15 protein-coding genes are annotated in these 17,477 nt (G+C 71.3%); 9 read left to right on the top strand and 6 right to left on the bottom strand.

Going from position 1 to position 17,477, the window contains the following annotated elements:
- Positions 1–13: 13 nt before the first annotated feature.
- The 4 genes from ABZY89_RS08700 to galT all read left to right on the top strand — a co-directional run bounded on the left by ABZY89_RS08700 (position 14) and on the right by galT (position 4,935).
- Positions 14–841, top strand: a complete 828-nt coding sequence (locus ABZY89_RS08700; protein ID WP_355226347.1) for a PP2C family serine/threonine-protein phosphatase — start codon at positions 14–16, stop codon at positions 839–841.
- On the top strand, positions 834–2,168 hold the full coding sequence (locus ABZY89_RS08695) for an FHA domain-containing protein (RefSeq protein ID WP_355226346.1): 1,335 nt from the start codon (positions 834–836) through the stop codon (positions 2,166–2,168). The genes ABZY89_RS08700 and ABZY89_RS08695 overlap by 8 nt, the downstream gene beginning before the upstream one ends.
- A gap of 79 nt (positions 2,169–2,247) precedes the next feature.
- Positions 2,248–3,816: a serine/threonine-protein kinase gene (locus ABZY89_RS08690; RefSeq protein WP_355226344.1), complete on the top strand. Its 1,569-nt coding sequence runs from the start codon at positions 2,248–2,250 to the stop codon at positions 3,814–3,816.
- 24 nt (positions 3,817–3,840) lie between these two features.
- On the top strand, positions 3,841–4,935 hold the full coding sequence (gene galT, locus ABZY89_RS08685) for a galactose-1-phosphate uridylyltransferase (RefSeq protein WP_355226342.1): 1,095 nt from the start codon (positions 3,841–3,843) through the stop codon (positions 4,933–4,935).
- An 8-nt stretch (positions 4,936–4,943) separates the two neighbouring features.
- On the opposite strand, the gene nagB is transcribed toward galT, so the two are convergent.
- From nagB to ABZY89_RS08655, 6 genes are all read right to left on the bottom strand, one after another.
- Positions 4,944–5,741: a glucosamine-6-phosphate deaminase gene (nagB, locus tag ABZY89_RS08680; RefSeq protein WP_355226340.1), complete on the bottom strand. Its 798-nt coding sequence runs from the start codon at positions 5,739–5,741 to the stop codon at positions 4,944–4,946.
- A 1-nt stretch (position 5,742) separates the two neighbouring features.
- Positions 5,743–6,648 carry an ROK family protein gene (locus ABZY89_RS08675; protein ID WP_355226338.1) on the bottom strand — a complete coding sequence of 302 codons (906 nt, stop codon included), beginning with the start codon at positions 6,646–6,648 and terminating at the stop codon, positions 5,743–5,745.
- On the bottom strand, positions 6,645–8,093 hold the full coding sequence (locus ABZY89_RS08670) for a glycoside hydrolase family 3 N-terminal domain-containing protein (protein WP_355226336.1): 1,449 nt from the start codon (positions 8,091–8,093) through the stop codon (positions 6,645–6,647). Before ABZY89_RS08670 ends, ABZY89_RS08675 begins: the two co-directional genes overlap by 4 nt.
- Positions 8,093–9,211 carry an ROK family transcriptional regulator gene (locus ABZY89_RS08665; protein WP_355226334.1) on the bottom strand — a complete coding sequence of 373 codons (1,119 nt, stop codon included), beginning with the start codon at positions 9,209–9,211 and terminating at the stop codon, positions 8,093–8,095. Before ABZY89_RS08665 ends, ABZY89_RS08670 begins: the two co-directional genes overlap by 1 nt.
- 195 nt (positions 9,212–9,406) lie before the next feature.
- The gene (locus tag ABZY89_RS08660) at positions 9,407–9,862 is read right to left on the bottom strand and encodes an HNH endonuclease (RefSeq protein ID WP_350718554.1); all 456 of its coding nucleotides are present in this window, start codon (positions 9,860–9,862) and stop codon (positions 9,407–9,409) included.
- Positions 9,863–10,226: 364 nt separating this feature from the next.
- Complete coding sequence (locus ABZY89_RS08655) at positions 10,227–11,351, bottom strand: LLM class flavin-dependent oxidoreductase (protein WP_355226332.1); 1,125 nt, start codon at positions 11,349–11,351, stop codon at positions 10,227–10,229.
- Positions 11,352–11,457: 106 nt separating this feature from the next.
- Here ABZY89_RS08655 and ABZY89_RS08650 point away from each other — a divergent pair, with 106 nt between their 5' ends.
- From ABZY89_RS08650 to ABZY89_RS08630, 5 genes are all read left to right on the top strand, one after another.
- The gene (locus ABZY89_RS08650) at positions 11,458–12,999 is read left to right on the top strand and encodes a carboxyl transferase domain-containing protein (protein WP_355226330.1); all 1,542 of its coding nucleotides are present in this window, start codon (positions 11,458–11,460) and stop codon (positions 12,997–12,999) included.
- Between the two features lie 101 nt (positions 13,000–13,100).
- Positions 13,101–14,003, top strand: a complete 903-nt coding sequence (locus ABZY89_RS08645; RefSeq protein WP_355226329.1) for a hypothetical protein — start codon at positions 13,101–13,103, stop codon at positions 14,001–14,003.
- Between the two features lie 47 nt (positions 14,004–14,050).
- Complete coding sequence (locus ABZY89_RS08640; protein WP_355226327.1) at positions 14,051–14,722, top strand: TetR family transcriptional regulator; 672 nt, start codon at positions 14,051–14,053, stop codon at positions 14,720–14,722.
- A gap of 55 nt (positions 14,723–14,777) precedes the next feature.
- A complete protein-coding gene (locus ABZY89_RS08635) occupies positions 14,778–15,713 on the top strand; it encodes an ABC transporter ATP-binding protein (RefSeq protein WP_355226326.1) in 936 nt (311 codons plus the stop codon).
- Complete coding sequence (locus ABZY89_RS08630; protein ID WP_355226325.1) at positions 15,713–17,350, top strand: polyketide antibiotic transporter; 1,638 nt, start codon at positions 15,713–15,715, stop codon at positions 17,348–17,350. Before ABZY89_RS08635 ends, ABZY89_RS08630 begins: the two co-directional genes overlap by 1 nt.
- Positions 17,351–17,477 lie beyond the last annotated feature (127 nt).

Below are 17,477 nucleotides of genomic sequence, written 5' to 3'. Positions count from 1 at the left end.
GCAAAGGAACAGCATGACCGCTTACCCAGCCCTGCGTGCCGCGGGGGCGACTGATGTCGGCCGGGTCCGCGAGGTGAACGAGGACTCGTTCGTCATGCTGCCCGCGGTGGCGGTCGTCGCCGACGGGATGGGCGGTCATGCCAGCGGCGATGTCGCCAGTGCCCTCGCGGTCGAGACCTTCCAGAGCCGCTTCGCGACCATCTGCCCGGTCCCCGAGGACATCCAGGACGCCGTCCACGCCGCCAACTCCGCGATCACCTCGGAGGCGGCGCGCAACTCCGAGAAGCAGGGCATGGGCACCACCCTGACCGGGGTTGCCCTCGTCGAGTCGGAGGGCGCACCCCACTGGCTGGTCTTCAACGTCGGCGACTCGCGCGTCTACCGGCTCTCGCCGGCCGGCGTCACGCAGGTGACCATCGACCATTCCGAGGTCGCCGTCATGGTCGAGGCCGGGATGATCACCGCCGCGGAGGCCCGCGTCCACCCGCTGCGCAACGTCATCACGCGGTCGCTCGGCACCTACCCGTCGCCGGTGGCGGACACCTGGCTGATGGCCGTCTCCCCCGACGACCTCTTCCTGCTCTGCTCCGACGGCCTCACCGGCGAGCTCGAGGACCACGAGATCCATGAGATCGCGTCCAAGACACTCGGTGTGGGCGGAAGCATCGACAACCTCGCCCAGAGGCTGGTGGACGCTGCGGTTGCATCGGGCGGGCGGGACAATGTCACTGTGGTACTCGTGACACCCCCTCCCTCGCTCTTCACCGCGCCCGCGGAGACTGACGTCTCGACATCAGGCTCCTCCCGATCCGCAGGGGACGTCTCGTCGTCCCATGAGTGATACCGCTACCTACTGTGCTGGGCACTGGCTCGCGTTGAAGGGCGACCGGTGCTGGGCGCTGGTGCAGCTCGGGCCCGGTGACCCGCGGGTCGGCGGCGTCCAGGCCGCGCTGGCCGACCCCCATCCGGTCGACGCGATCGCCGGGCTGCTCTCCGTCGACGGACCGCGAGCCCCCGGCTTCGCACTGATCGGGCGCGAGGGCCCGCGGGTGCGGTACGCCGTGCGCTCCCCAGCCAAGGTGACCGCCGTCGTCAACGAGGTGCCGGTCTTCATCGACGGCATCGACGTCTCCGGCAAGTGGGCCGACGGCCACTTCGCCGCCGTCCCCGAGCGCGCCGAGCTCGCCAACGGGGCCTGGGGCGGGATGGAGGAGGACCAGCCGCTGGTCGACACCGCCCACGCACGCTCGCTGGACGTCGTCTTCGACCCCGACTTCTATGCTCAGGTTCAGGCCGAATCGACCATGATGCCGCTGGACCACACCATCCGGCGCTCGGACCTGGCGGCCTCTCCGCCGCCCGCGTCGCCCCCTCCTGGCGTGCCGAGCGTCCCGTCCTTCCAGAGCCCTCCCCCGTCGCCAGTGCCGCCGCCACCGGTGGCACCGCCCCAGCCTGCGCCCGAGTCCAAGAAGGGCATCATCGACGGGCTTCCGTGGCGGAAGAAGGGTGCCAAGAAGCCCGACCCGAACGCGTGGGGCCCGCCGGACCGGCAGCCGTCGCCCCCGCCCGCCGCGCCGCCCGCGGCTCGTCCCTCCGTGCCTCCTCCCCCGATGCCGGCGCCGGCGCCCACGCCGCCCAACGACATGGCGACCCGGGTCCGCGACGTCGCGACGCCGACCCCGGTGCCGCCGGCGGGCGGGCCGACGGTGTGGGCGGTCTACTGCCCGCAGGGCCACGCCTCGCCGCCCTACTCCCCGACCTGCCGCATCTGCCGGATGGCGCTGCCGCCGCACCAGCAGCCGGTCTCGGTCCCGCGCCCCGCGCTGGGCCAGCTCAAGCTCGGCGACGGCCGGGTCGTCATCCTGGACCGCGGTGCCGTCTTCGGGCGGTCGCCGCGCGCCGATGCCAGTGGCAACACGGGGGCTGGTGGCGTACCTCCGCATCTGGTGAAGGTGATGCTGCCCGACATCAGCCGGCTGCACACCGAGGTGCGCCTGGAGGAGTGGCAGGTGCTCGTCCGCGACCTCGGCTCGGCCAACGGGTCCTACCTGACCCTGCCCGGCGGACGTCCGCAGCAGATGCGGCCGATGGAGGAGTACGCCCTGGAGCCCGGCGCCGTGGTGAGCCTGGCCGGCTCGATCAACCTGAACTACGAGGTCCTCGGGTGAACGAGCGCCAGCGAGTGAGCCATCGAATCATCACGCGGCCACGTCCGTATCCTGGCGCTTGCGCTACGGATGTGGTCGCGTGACTCAGACACCACACCCGGAGCTCGGCCCCGAGCTGCCCGGGATGAACTGCCTGGGCAGGCTCGGTTCGGGCGGTTTCGCCGACGTCTACCTCTATGAGCGCCACCACCCGAAGGTCCGGGTCGCGGTGAAGCTGATGCGGTCCTCCGACCTCGCCGAGGCGCAGCGGGCGCAGTTCGCCGCGGAGGCAGCGGTGATGGCCGAGCTGGCCGAGCACCCGTTCATCGTTCCGGTGCACAGCGCGGGCGAGACGCCGGACGGCCGGCCCTACCTGGTGATGGGCTACTACCCCAACGCCGACCTCGGTGCCCGCGTACGCAACAACCCGATGAAGGTGCAGGACGCGCTGCGCTTCGGGATCCAGATGGCGTCGGCAGTCGAGACCGCCCACCGCGCCGGGATCATCCACCGCGACATCAAGCCGTCCAACATCCTGCTCTCCCGCTACGACGTGCCCGGTCTGGCCGACTTCGGCATCGCCGGCCGCCCGCGCGACGACGAGGGTGACATCGGGGTCTCGCTGCCGTGGTCGCCGCCCGAGGTCCTCACCTCGGCGTCCAACGGTTCGGTCGCCTCCGACGTCTACTCGCTGGCCGCGACCGTCTGGCACCTGCTCGTTGGCCGCTCGCCCTTCGCGGAGCGGGGTAACAACTCCGACCGCGCCGTCTTCTCCCGCATCCTGCACACCGCTCCGCCGGCCACGGGCCGGCCCGACGTACCTCCGTCGCTGGACCGAGTGCTGCAGCAGGCGATGGCGAAGGACCCGACCTACCGGCCGCGGACGGTCCTCGACCTGGCCCGCCACTTCCAGCGGATCGAGCAGGAGCTGCGGCTGGGACGCACCGAGGTGCAGGTCCTCGACCGCGATGCCGGTGGCAGCGGGTCGATCCCGGTCGTTCCCGACATCCCGGCCGCGCGGGGCGAGGGTCCGACCACGGGCTCGGGCCGTTCGCGTCTCCCCTCTCCGCCCTCCGACCCGGAGATGGAGAAGGCCACCGAGCTCAAGCCGCCGTCCCAGGTGCTCGCGCAGGCGCCGATCACCCAGCCGCCAGCAGCGCTCGCGTCGGCGCCGGTGGCTGATGCCGGCTCGGCCTCGGCCGACCGCACCCGGTTCAGCTACCCGCGGACGGAGGAGGGCCCCTCGGTCCTCACCGGCGCGCGCCCTTCGGAGAGCCGCAGCAAGACCCCGGCGATCATCGGCGTCGTCGTCCTCTTCCTCGTCGCCGCCGCCATCGGCATCGTGCTCTCCCGCGGCGGTGAGGACGAGAAGCCCGACGAGGTCCCGCCCCCGCCTGTCGAGACCGACCTCCCCGGTGTCACCGGCCCCGCCGCCCCGGGCAAGGTCAAGGGCACCCTCAAGGGCAACCGCGCCGTCTTCACCTGGTCCGGCGTGCCCGGAGCGACCGGCTACAAGTGGGTCGGCGACAACTCCACCAGCGGCAACGTGGACCGCCCCAAGGCGGTCGTACGTCTGGAAGGCGCCACCAAGGTCTGCATCCAGGTCCGCTCCCTCGGCGAGAACGGCAACGTCTCCCAGGGCGCTGCCCAGGCCTGCGTCAGCAAGTAGCGCGGCGCAGGCGATACTGGGCGCATGCCGAACACCCCTGCGCCAACCAACCCGGTGGCGACGTCAGCGAAGCTGGCGGACGGACGCGAGATCTGGTTCTTCGACGAGCAGCCGACGCTGCGGTCGGTGCACGACGAGCGGCCGCTGGAGCCGCGGGCGGGCGGGTCGCAGCTGCGCTGGGACCGGCTGACCGCGACCTGGACCGCGGTGGCGGGTCACCGGCAGACGCGTACGTTCAAGCCACCCTCGGACGAGTGCCCGCTGTGCCCGTCGGTCGACGGGCGGCTCACCGAGATCCCGGCCGAGAGCTACGACGTGGTCGCCTTCGAGAACCGGTTCCCCGCGCTCTCGACGGTCGCGGTCGGTGAGGCGACCGGGGAGCCGTTCGTCTCCCAGCCGGGGCGTGGCCGGTGCGAGGTGGTCTGCTTCACCAGCGACCACGAGCAGAGCTTCGTGGACCTTCCTCCCGAGCGGGTGCGCACGGTGCTCGCGGCGCTCGCCCACCGCACCGAGCAGCTGACGGCGATGCCGGAGGTGGCGTACGTCTTCTGCTTCGAGAACCGCGGCGAGGAGATCGGGGTGACGCTGCAGCACCCGCACGGGCAGATCTACGCGATGCCGGTGCTGCCGCCGCGGATCGAGTCCCTGGTGAACGCCGCCGACGCCCATCGCGACGAGACCGGCGAGTGCCTGCAGTGTGCGGTGCTCTCCGATGAGATCGCCGACGGGTCGCGGGTGGTGGCCGAGAACGGGACGTTCGTGGCGTACGTCCCCTACGCCGGTCGTTGGCCCTACGAGATCCGCGTCGTGCCACGGCGCCACGTGGGTTCGCTGCCCGGACTGACCGCCGAGGAGATGGACGACCTCGCCTCGCTGTACCAGGAGTGCCTGCGGCGGATGGACGGGCTCGACGACGCCGGCCCGGTGCCCTACATCGCCGGCTGGCAGCAGGCCCCGACCGGCCGCGAGGACACCTGGCACCTGGCCGCCGAGATCTTCACCATCCGGCGGGCGCCGGGGCGGCTGAAGTACCTGGCCGGCATCGAGTCCGGCGTCGCGCTCTGGGTCAACGACATCCCGCCGGAGACCGCTGCCGAGCGGCTCCGCGCTGCGTTCTGAGGCCGGCTCTAGAGCCCCTGCCAGTCCGGCTTCCCGGCGTAGACCTCGCGGTAGTAGTCGCGGCGTACGAGCCGGGAGGCGGCGGCCTCGTCCAGGAGGACCGAGACGTGGCCGTGGAGCTGCAGGACCGACGCCGGGCAGGTCGCCGAGACCGGCCCCTCGACCGCGGCGGCGACCGCCTCGGCCTTGCCCTCGCCTGTGGCGAGGAGGAGCAGGTGGCCGGCGCGGGTGATGGTGCCGAGGCCCTGGGTGAGCACGTGGTGCGGCACGGCTTCGGGTGAGCCGAAGAAGCGCGCGTTGTCCTTGCGCGTCGTGGCGGTGAGCGTCTTGATCCGGGTCAGCGAGGCCAGCGACGAGCCGGGCTCGTTGAAGGCCAGGTGGCCGTCGGAGCCGATGCCGAGGATCTGCACCTCGATCCCGCCCGCAGCCACGATCGCCGCCTCGTAGCGCTCCCCCGCCGTCGGCAGCGTCTCCTCGGTCGGGTCGGGTCCGTGGACCCGCTCGGGCGGGATGCCGATCGCGTCGGTGAACTCGCGCCGGATGGTCGCCAGATAGGACTGCTCGTGCCCGTCGGGGAGGCCGACGTACTCGTCCAGGTTGAACGTCTCCACACCGTCGTAGGACGGCCCACGACCGTCCCGGGCGCGCCGGATGAGCTCCTCGTACGTCGCCAGCGGCGTCGAGCCGGTGGCCAGCCCGAGCACCGCGGGGGTGCCGGCGGCCGCCCGGCGGCGTACGACGTCTTCGATCGTGTCCGCGGCGAGGGATGCCACCTCGGCGGGGGTGTCGAGGACAACTACTTCCATGTCAGTCCTTCGTCGGGGTGATGAGGGCGGCGCCGATGGCGGCGACCGGGGCGGCCGAGACCACCCGCAGGCGCGAGGCGAGCTCGAGGGAGGCGAGGAAAGGCGAGGTCTCGGTCTGGCGGGCCAGCGCGAGCGCGATCGCCTCTCGCAGCGGCTCGCCGACCGTCGCAACACCCCCGCCGATGACGAAGCGTTCGGGGTCGACGGCGAGAGCGAGGGAGCGTACGGCCGCGGCGACGCCGTCGGCGAACCGGTCCCGCACGATCACGGCCGCCGGGTCGCCCGAGGCGGCTGCCGCGAAGAGCGCCGCGGCGGGGTGGCCGGTGGCAGTCGGCCAAGCCGCCGCGAGCGCGGCACCGGAGGCGACCAGCTCGAGGCAGCCGCGCTGACCGCATCCGCACACCGGACCCTCCGGGTCGACCGGGAGGTGACCGACCTCTCCGGCGGCGCCGTGGAAGCCTCGGCGGAGCGCGCCGCTGAGGTAGAGACCGGCCGCCAGACCGGTACCGAGCGAGAGGTAGACCAGGTCGTCGACGTCTTCGACGGCGTGCGCGCCGAGGGTCGCCGCGTTGGTGTCGTTCTCGAGGGTGACGACCGTTCCGGTGCGGGCGCCGAGCAGCTCCGCGAGCGGGAAGGCGTCGCCGTCCAGGCCCAGGTTGACCGCATGCTTCACGGTGCCGGCGCGGGTGTCGACGATGCCGGGGATGCCGACCCCGATCGAGCGGATCTCGCCGCCGTCGAGCGCGTCACGCAGGCTCGCGACCACCGCGGCCGCACTCTTGACGACGCCCTCGCCGCCGGGGGTGGTGGCGGCTCGGTCCTCGGCCAGCACCGCCCCGTCGGCGCCGATCGCGATGCCGTGGATCTTGGTGCCGCCGATGTCGAGGCCTACCCGTGCGCCGTTCATCGGTTCCAGCCCGATCGTCGCAGCACCTCGGTGACAGCTGCCACGCCCGGCAGGGAGAACCCCTGTGGACACAGTCGAGGCACGCCCCTCCGGTCGTACGCCCCGGGCCACCCCCACTCCACCAGCACCGCGACGCCCGGGAGCTCGGCGACGGTCCGGCCGACCTCGGGGCGGCGGTGCGCGTCACGTACCTGCACGATGAGGGGTGCGTCGGGGAGGTCCGGGAGCGGGTCGCCGGGACGGATCACGATGTCCGGCGGCAGCCCCCACGGCACGTCGCCCACGGCGATGTTGGCCTCGGTGTCGACGGTCACGACCTGGGCTCCGGCGAGGTGCGGGATCTCGCTGATGTCGTCGCTGGCCGTCGCGAGCGCCCGGCGAGCGCCCTCGACGGAGCGTTCCTCGAACCGGGGGTCGAGCGCGCCGTCCGGCCGCTGCGTGTCGGCGAGGTCGGCGAGCAGCCGGTCGATGCGCGCGACCGCGTCCTGGAGCCGCTCCAGCGGCAGCTCACCGGACTCGACCGCGGCCACGATCGCGGCGGTCGTCTCGTGGACCAGCGAGGTGGGCTTGTCGGGGCCGAGCAGGAGCAGGTCAGCGCCCGCCTTGAGCGAGAGCACCGCAGCGGCCGGGATGCCTCGGCTCGCCGACGCACCGGCCATGTCGAGGGCGTCGGAGACGATCGGTCCGTCGTAGCCGAGCTCGCGCAGCAGGCCCAGCACCGGCGCGGAGAGGGTGCCGGGCAGCTCGGGGTCCAGTGCCGGCACCACGATGTGGGAGGTCATCACCGAGGCGGCACCGGCCTCGGCAGCCGCCAGGAACGGGACCAGCTCACGGTCGCGCAGCGTCGCCAGGTCGGCGTCGAGGACCGGGAGCGAGACGTGGCTGTCCTGGCCGGTGTCGCCGTGGCCCGGGAAGTGCTTGACGCAGGCGGCGACGCCGGTCGACTCCAGGCCCTTCACCCATGCGGCCACGTGCTTGGCGGCCACGCCGGCGTCGTGGGAGAACGACCGGGTCGCGATCACCGGGTTGTCGGGGTTGGAGTTCACGTCCGCGACGGGTGCCAGGTTGAGGTTGATACCGGCTCGCGCCAGCCGGAACCCGACCGCCCGGCCGGTCTCCTCGGTCAGCGCCAGGTCGTCGGCCGCGCCGAGGGCGGCGGCGCCGAGCACCGAGGAACCGGTGAGCGCCTCCAGGCGGGTCACGTCCCCGCCCTCCTCGTCGATGGTGATCACCGGCGCCCAGCCGCCCTCTTCGGACGCGGCCCGGATCTCGGCCGCCAGGCTGCGTACGGAATCCTCACCGGCCTCGGTGTTCGGGCCGAAGAGGCAGATTCCACCCAGGCCCTCGCGGAGCAGGTCGGCGTAGCCGGGCGGCAGGGTGGGGCCGGCGAAGGCGGAGACCTGGACGCGCAGCGCCAGGGTCTCGACGGTGGTCGGGGAAGGCATCACGACACCCCCAGCTCTCCGGCGAGGACCAGCACTGCGGCGCCGACGATGACGACGTCCTCGCCGAGCGTCGACGTACGGAACTCCAGCGGCTCGCCGCTGACCGGCATCGTCCGCTCGCGGATGATCCGGTCGGCGGTCTCGCGCAGCGGTCCGTCCAGCAGGTCGGCCGGCCCGGAGAGGACCAGCTCGTGAAGATTCAGGGTTCCGACCACAGGGGCCAATGCCTTTCCAAGATGTTCGCCGGCTTCCACGAGCGCATCGTCGTGGGCTGTCTCGAGGCGCTCCCGCAGGCGCGGCACCGCGAGGAAGGTCTCCAGGCAGCCCTGGCGGCCGCACGCGCACAGCGGGCCGTCGGGGTCGACGGTCACGTGCCCGACCTCACCGGCGGCGTCGACGAACCCGTGCAGCAGCGCCCCTTCGAGCACCAAGCCCGCACCGACACCGGTGCCGACCCTCACGAGCATCAGCCCGCCGTCGCCGGACTGCCCGAAGGTGTACTCCCCCAGCACCGCGGTGTTGGCGTCGTTGGCGACGTACGTCGGTCGGCCGGTCTCACGGCGCACCTGATCGGCCAGCGCGACATCGGTCCAGCCGAGGTTGGGCGCGGCGACCACGGTGCCGTCGGCCGCGACGACACCGGGGCTACCGATCCCGATGCCGAGGATCGGCCGGTCGGTGCTCGCGATCAGCTCGGTGACCAGCTCCTTCACGAGGCGTACGGCCTCGCTTCCGGTGCGGCCCTCCCGGCACCTGGTGGTGCGGTGGATGACATCGCCGGTCAGGTTGAGCACGGCTCCGGCGACCTGGTCGTCACCGGAGACGTCGATGGTCACGATGTGCGTGGCGTCGGCGGCGAGACCGACCAGCATCGGCGGCTTCCCGACCCGGCTCTCCACCGGCGCGCCGAGCTCCTCGACGAGCCCGTCCTCAAGCAGGCTGCCCACCAGATCGGAGACCGTCGCCCGGGTCAGACCGGAGGATCGAGCCAGGTCGGCGCGGCTCGCCGGACCGACCGCGAAGAGGTGCTGAAGCACCAGGGATCGGTGATGCCGCCGCGCATCCTCCTGCAGCAACTTACCGATCGGCCGCAACGTACGACGTCTCGCCTTGGACATGTTTGTTAGTCCATCGTACTTATTAATGCTGCGTCAAGTCGACACGGCATTTTCCTCGCCGAGAGGTCACATTCTGACGCCGAAGGGTCAGTTTCTGACATCGAGACGTCAGCTTCCGGAGCACTCGGCACCAGAAACTGACGCTTCGCGACCAGAAATCGACTCCTCGAGGGCAGAAACTGACCTCTCGGCGGGTCAGATGATGGCGGCAAGCTGGGCACGGGTCGGGACGTACGGCTCGATGCGGAGAACCATGTGGGCCTCCTCCGGGGTGCGGTTGCCCTTGCGGCCGTTGCACTTGCCGCACGCCGCCACGGTGTTCATCCACGTCCATCTGCCGCCGCGCGACTGTGGCAGCAAGTGGTCGATGGTGCGGGCGTGGCCGCCGCAGTAAGCACAACGATGCTGGTCGCGCTTGAGCACTCCCTCTCGGGAGTAGCCGGCCGGCCGGTACATCCAATGCATGGCGATATAGCGGACGAGCCGCACCGCCTTGGGCCATGGATGTGGCCCGATCATCTTGTCGCCCTGTTGCTCGTGAACCACCGCCACCTCACGGAACAGCATCCGCACGGCGTGCTTGAACGACACCCTTCCGAGCGGCTCGAAGGAGGCGTTATACAGGGTCACGGCGCCCATGGTCGTGGTCATACTCGGTTACCTCCCAGGAGAGTCGGATAGAGATCGCGTGCAGATCGGGTGGAAACACTGGGCTGAAACAAAAAGGGGGCCGCCCCGACGAGACAGACATGTCTCGCAGGAGCGGCCCGGAGTGATCCGGTGCGGCTATGCACCCAGGTCACTGTCGGCTCCCGCGGGCATGAGGGTCGCGCTCGTGCGCAGCGGTCAGCGACCAGGCCGCCGGGGCGGTGGTCGAGTGCTGCGTGCTCATGGTGGGCCCTTCAAAAGGTCAAGTGGTGGCACCCGGCGGCGAAACCGGGTGCTACCAGAATAGAGCGAACACCCTCCAGCTACCAACGGTTTTCCCAGGTCAGGAGCGTGTCTTTCCGGTTAACTACGACCGACGTACGCCGTTTGGGCCCGTTAGCGCGCCCCGGTCCGCCTCGCGGAGCCTCGGGATCAGCGCCTCGCCGACCCGGGTGACCTCGGTCCGGTAGGGCGTGTCCGAGAGGACGAAGTGGGTCACGCCGAGCTCCTGGTAGCGGCCCAGCGCGGCGGCGACGTCGTCGGCGGAGCCGACCAGCCAGGTGGTTCCGGCGCCACCGCCGCCGTACTTCCCGGGAGCGGTGTAGAGGCACTCGTCGAGCACGTCGCCACGGTCGGCGAGGTCGAGGAGCCGGCTCTGTCCGACCGCTGACCGACCACGGCGGAACTCGCGGTCCCCGACTGAGTCGGCCATCCGGCGCACCTTCTCCTCCGCGTCGCGCCAGGCCTCCTCGCGGGTGTCGCGGATCAGCGTGGTGATCCTCAGCCCGAACTGCAGCGGCTCCAGGTCGCGGTCCAGCGTCCGCTCGAGGCCTTGCAGGCGCTCGACCCGCTCCGCGATGCCGTCCAGCGGCTCACCCCAGAAGAGCTGTACGTCGGCCTCGGTGGCGGCAACCGCCTCGGCCTCCGGGGAGGCGCCGCCGAAGTAGAGCCTGGGGTGCGGGCGGCCCTCGACGGCGTACGGCCGCGGGGTGATCGTGGAGCCGGCGACCTGGAAGTGGTCGCCGTCGAAGGTGACGTTCTCCTCGGTCCACAGCCGCCGCACCAGCCGCATGAACTCCTTCGTCCGCGCATAGCGGACCGCGCGCGAGTCCTCGCGGTCGCCATACGCGGCCAGGTCGTCCTGGCCGGAGACGATGTTGACCCGCACCCGGCCGCGGCTGAGCTGGTCGAGGGTGGCGGCCGAGGTGGCGAAGTTGGCCGGGCGCCAGTACCCCGGGCGGATCGCGACGAGCGGCTCGAAGGTCGTGGTGCGCGCGGCCAGGGCCGTCGCGACGGTGAAGGTGTCGGGCCTCCCCCAGCTGGTGCCGAGCAGGGCACCGGTCCAACCGGCGTCCTCGACCGCCTCGGCGAGGCCGACCTGGTGGTCGAGGGTGCCGTAGCCGTCCTCCGTCGCTGCGGTGTCGCCACGGTGGCCGGCCTCGACGAAGTTGGGCAGATACCAGAGGAGCTCGGGGTTCGTGGGGGCGCTCATTCCAGACTCCTTCGAATTGTCTATTGAGTTAATAGACTAACGCATCTGGTGTCGCTCCTCGGGACAGGCTCAGCCACTGAGCCAATTCCTGGGTATCGTCCGATCCATGGGCCTGACCTCCGCTGAGCTGATCGACCTCGTCCTCGACCCCGGCACCTGGACGTCCTGGGACACCCCGCCCGTCCACGGCCGAAGCGGAGCCCGAGGCAATCGAGCCGGCGAGGTCCCCGAGGCGTACGCCGCCGACCTGGTGCGCGCCCGGGAGCGGGCCGGGACCGACGAGTCGGTGGTCACCGGCGAGGCCCGGATCGCCGGGCGGCGGGTGGCCGTGGTGCTCTCCGAGTTTCGGTTCCTGGCCGGGTCGATCGGGCGCGCGTCGGCCGAGCGGCTGATCGCGGCCGTGGAGCGGGCGACCCGCGAGGGGCTGCCGCTGCTGGCCGGTCCGGCCTCGGGCGGGACCCGGATGCAGGAGGGTACGCCGGCGTTCGTGCAGATGGTGCGTATCGCCGAGGCGGTCACCCGTCACAAGGCCGCCGGTCTCCCCTACCTCGTCTACCTGCGCCACCCCACCACCGGCGGCGTGATGGCCTCGTGGGGATCCCTGGGACACGTCACCGTCGCCGAGCCCGCGGCGCTCCTCGGATTCCTCGGTCCGAAGGTCTACGAGGTGCTCAACGGCCGCCCCTTCCCCTCCGGCGTCCAGGTCGCGGAGAACCTCTTCGCCCACGGCCTCGTCGACGGCGTCGTACCTCCCGACGAGCTCGCTGGGCTCGTCGACCGTGTCCTCACCATCCTCGATCTCCGCCCCGAGAAGTCACCCACGTCGGCCGAGGCGTCGCTCGCGTCGGCCGAGAGGTCAGCGGGTGACGCCTCGACCGACGGGGCCGACTTCTCGGCGATCGACACCTGGGATGCGATCACGCGGTCCCGGCGCGCGGACCGGCCGGGAGCGCGGGCGCTGCTCCGGATCGCGGCCTCGGACGTCGTACCCCTCAACGGCACCGGGCAGGGCGAGCGAGACCCGGGCCTGATCATCGCGCTGGCGCGGTTCGGTTCGGCGCCATGTCTGGTGCTGGCCCAGGACCGGCGCGAGCAGGCACACCAGCCCCTCGGGCCGGAGGGCCTGCGCGAGGCGCAGCGCGGGATGAAGCTCGCCGCCGGGCTCGGGCTCCCCGTCGTCACCGTCATCGACACCCCCGGCGCCGCACTGTCGGCGGAGGCGGAGAACGGCGGCATCGCCGGCGAGATCGCACGTACGTTGGGCACCCTCGTCAACGTCGAGACCCCGACGCTGAGCCTGATGCTGGGCGAGGGCAACGGCGGTGGTGCGCTCGCGTTCCTCCCCGCCGACCGGGTGGTCGCCGCCCAGCACGCCTGGCTCTCCCCGCTTCCGCCGGAGGGTGCGAGCGCGATCGTGTACGGCGACTCCGACCACGCCGCCGAGATGGCCGAGGCACAGCGAGTGCTCGCCGTCGACCTTCAGCAGATCGGCGTGGTCGACCGGATCGTCGCGGAGTCCCCCGATGCCGCCGACGAGCCGGAGACGTTCTGCCGCCGGGTCGGAGAGGTCCTCGAGGACGAGCTGCTCGCGCTCCTCGCCTCCGGGCCGGGCGAGCCGACGGCTCGGGCCGCTCGCTACGCGGGCTGAGGACGTACGCAGGAGATCTTCGGACACGCACCATGAACTCCGCCACGATGGGGTGGGCTCGCGACGAGCCCCTCGACCCCCACACTCGATCGGAGTTTCTCGTGCCTCAGATCAAGCGTCTCCTCGCCCTCGCCGCCACGACCTCGCTCGCCGCGGCCCTTCCCCTCATCGGCGCCCCAGCGCAGGCGGCCGAAGGCAGCTTCAGTGCGCTGACGTACAACATCGCCGGCCTCCCCGAGGCCATCTCCAGCGCCCCGACGCCACGCAAGTCCGCCACCAACGAGATCGGCCGGCGCATCGACGGCTTCGACATCGTCAACGTCCAGGAGGACTTCAACTACCACGCCTACCTCTACGAGACCGACGTGCACGCCCACCGCACCCCGACCTCGGGCGGAGTGCCGTTCGGGAGCGGGCTGAACAGCCTGCACCACCAGCCGTACGAGGCGCTCGACCGCGTCACCTGGGACGACTGCTGGATCAACCAGGCCGACTGCCTGACCCCGAAGGGCTTCACCTTCCACCGCGCGCAGATCGCCCCGGACACCTGGATCGATGTCTACAACCTGCACGCCGACGCCGGCGACGACAGCCTGGACGAGGCCGCTCGCCGCGGCAACCTCGAGCAGCTCACGGCGTACATCTCCGAGCACTCCGCCGGCAACGCCGTCCTGGCCATGGGCGACACCAACACCCGCTACACCAGAGTGGGCGACCGGATCTCCGACTTCGCCGCCGCCAACGGCCTCACCGACGCCTGGGTGGAGCTCGTACGCAGCGGGGACGAGCCTGACCGCGGCAGCCCCGCCCTGGGGTGCCCGGAGGTGAACCCGGGCGTGGAGTGCGAGGTCGTCGACAAGGTGCTCTACCGCGACGGCGGCGGGGTCGACCTGAGCGCGACCTCCTACCGCAACCTGGACGCCGACTTCCGCGAGGACGGCACCGGCCTGATGCTCTCCGACCACTTCCCGATCGCCGTCGACTTCACCTGGACCATCAACTGATCGGGTAACCCCTTGCGCAGGGGCTGAACACGTGTTTAGGATTAAACATGCGTTCAGCCCCTGGCGACCCGACGACCCGCGAGCGGATCCGCGACGCGGCGATCCTGCGGTTCGCACGCGACGGTTTCGGTGCCTCGGTCCGCTCGATCGCGACCGACGCCGGGGTCAGCCCGGCCCTGGTGATCCATCACTTCGGCTCCAAGGACGAGCTCCACGCGGAGTGTGATGAGCGGGTGCTCGCCGAGATCCGGGCGGCGAAGAACGAGACGATCGACGAGCTGGCCTCGGGCCAGGGCATCCTGCACCGGTTCGCCGCCGCGGACGAGTACGCGCCGATGCTCGGCTACGTCCTCCGCTCCCTGCAGGACGGCGGGCCGGTCGGCCGCACCTTCATCGAGCAGATGATCGAGGACGCGGTCGGCTACACCAAGCACGGCATCGAGGCCGGGCTGATCAAGCCCAGCCGCGACGAGACGGCCAGGGCCCGTTATCTGGTCCTCTCCGCCCTCGGCACGCTCATGCTCGAGCTCACCCTCAACCCGCCCCAGGACCCGAGCGACATCAGCGGCATGGTGCGTGGCTTCCTGTCCACGAGCTACCTGCCGATGATCGAGCTCTACACGCAGGGCGTGTTCACGACCCGCCGGATGCTCGACGAATACCTGCTCTATGTCCCGGACCCGCCGCAGGACGCCGCCACGGAGCCCCCGTCTGCATGACGCCAGGCCCGTCGGCGTACGTCCTCCTATCCTCCCAACGCGGAAGCGAGTTCCCATGTCCGACAACATCCCCGCGGTCGAGATCGCGGGCCTGCACAAGTCCTTCGGTTCCTTCAAGGCCCTCGACGGCCTCGACCTGACCGTCCAGCCCGGCCAGGTGGCCGGCTTCCTCGGCCCCAACGGAGCCGGCAAGTCCACCACCATCAAGGTCCTGCTCGGGCTGCTGCGCGCCGACGCCGGCGCCGCCAAGCTGTTCGGCGGTGACGCCTGGAGCGACGCCGTCCAGCTGCACAAGCGGATCTCGTACGTCCCTGGCGACGTGTCGCTGTGGCCCAACCTCACCGGCGGCGAGTGCATCGACTACCTCACCCGCCTCAAGCCGGGCGGCGACAAGGCCAGGCGCAAGGCACGCCGGGCCGAGCTGCTGGAGCGGTTCCAGCTCGACCCGACCAAGAAGGCGCGCACCTACTCCAAGGGCAACCGCCAGAAGGTCGCCCTGGTCGCGGCCTTCCTCGACGAGTCCGAGCTCTACATCTTCGACGAGCCGACCTCCGGTCTGGACCCGTTGATGGAGGCTGTCTTCACCGAATACGCCCGGGAGGCCAAGGCCGCGGGCTCGTCGGTGCTGCTCTCCAGCCACATCCTCAGCGAGGTCGAGAAGGTCTGCGACACCGTCACGATCATCCGGGCCGGGGTCGCCGTCGAGTCCGGCACGCTCGACGAGCTGCGCCACCTGACCCGTTCCGCCGTCATCGCGACCGTCGGTGGCGACCCGTCGGCGCTGAGCGGACTGCAGGCCGTCAACGACCTGGTGACCAGCCAGAACGGCGCCGGGACCCGAGTCGCCTTCGACGTGGACAACCACGCCGTCGGGGACGTGCTCAAGACCCTGACCGACCTCGACGTACGTGGCCTGACCATCACGCCGCCGTCGCTCGAGGAGCTCTTCATGCGGCACTACGGCGACGTCATCGAGACGGAGGAGGCGTGATGAGCACGCTTGCTCCGGCCCTCCCCCGGCGTACGCCACTGACCTCCTTCGCCGGCACCTGGCACCTGACCCGCTTCATGCTGCGGCGCGACCGGGTGCGGCTGACCGTCTGGACGGTCTCGCTGCTCGCGCTGTACGCCTACTTCGTCACCGCGCTCAGCACCGTCTACCCCACGGCCGAGGACCGCGAGGGGCGCGCTGCGCTGATGGAGCAGCCGGCGTCGGTGTTCCTCGGCGGGCCGAACTACGGGCTCGACGACTACACGATCGGCGCCATGTTCGCCAACGAGATGACCCTGTGGATGATCGCTCTGCTCGGGGTCATGAACATGTTCGAGGTCGTCCGCAACACCCGCGCCGAGGAGGAGAGCGGGCGGGCGGAGCTGGTCCGTTCCCGCGTGGTCGGCCGGCACGCGGCGGTCGCCGCCTCGCTCCTGACGGTGGTCATCGCCAACGTCGTCTTCGCGGTCCTCGGTAGCGCGCTGCTGATCTCCGCCGGCGACCTTGCGGTCGAGGACACCTTCGCCCTGTCCACGTCGATCGCCGTCAGCGGCCTGGTCTTCGCCGCCGTCGCGCTGGTCACCTCGCAGCTGACCACCCACGGGCGCGGCGCCACCGGCCTCGCGCTCGCGGTGCTCGGCGTTGCGGTGCTCGTGCGCGGCATCGGTGACCTGCAGGCCGAGCCCGGCGAGCACGGGACCTGGCTCTCCTGGCTCTCGCCGATCGCGTGGACACAGCAGATGAGGGCGTACGTCGACCTGCGCTGGTGGCCGCTGGCGCTGAGCGTCGTGGCCGTCCTGGTGCTCCTCGCCCTCGGGGCCTTCCTGGCCTCGAAGCGCGACTTCGACGGCGCACTGCTCGCCGGCCGCTCCGGTCGGGCCGAGGCGACCGGGACCCTCTCGTCCCCGATCGCGATGGCGTGGCGCCAGCAGCGTACGGCTCTGTTCTGGTGGTTCCTCGGCACCTTCGTCATGTTCGGGGCGACCGGCACCTACCTCGGCGAGGGAGTCGAGGAGATGATGACGGACGTGCCCGGCGGGACCGAGATGTTCGGCGACGACCCGCTCACCGGGTTCCTGGCGATCATGATCCTGTACGCCGCACTGGCCGCAGCCGGGTACGCGATCGCCACCACCCTGCGGGCCAAGACGGAGGAGACCGAAGGCCGACTCGAGATCACGCTCGCCAAGCCGGTCTCACGCGGTCGCTGGTTCGGCTCGCACCTCGCGGTCGTGGCGGTCGGCGCGTTCGTACTGACCATGATCTCGGGTGCCCTCGCGCTGTGGGCAGGGGCGCTGGTCAACGGTGAGGTCGAGCTGGGGACCTTCCTGAAGGGCGGCGCGGCGTTCCTGCCGGCGGTCGCGGTCTTCATGGCTGTCACCGCGGCCCTCTATGCCTGGGTCCCGAAGATCACGCCGGTCATCTGGGCGCTCTTCGCGTTCACGTGCATCACCGGCATGTTCGGCCCGCTGTTCGACCTCCCGGACTCGATCGCCGGCATCTCCCCCTTCTGGTGGGTCGGCCGCTACCCGCAGGAGCCCATCGAGGCCTCGCACATGATCGGCCTCAGCGCCGTCGCCGCGATCCTGCTGCTGGTCTCCTTCGTCGGCTTCCGGCGCAGGAACATCCCCGCCTGACCCCAGGCCACTGCCGAGGCGTCACATACGCCGGTCGAGTGGGCGACGGTCTCGACGCGAGCTGACTTGGCCGCCTGCATCTGCAGGTCGGCGCCGTCCTGCTGGCTCTCGAGTGGCTTGTAGGTGC

Origin of the sequence: Nocardioides sp. NPDC006303, assembly GCF_040613175.1 — a bacterium.
Lineage (GTDB): Bacteria > Actinomycetota > Actinomycetes > Propionibacteriales > Nocardioidaceae > Nocardioides.
This window is presented reverse-complemented; position numbering and strand designations above follow the sequence as displayed.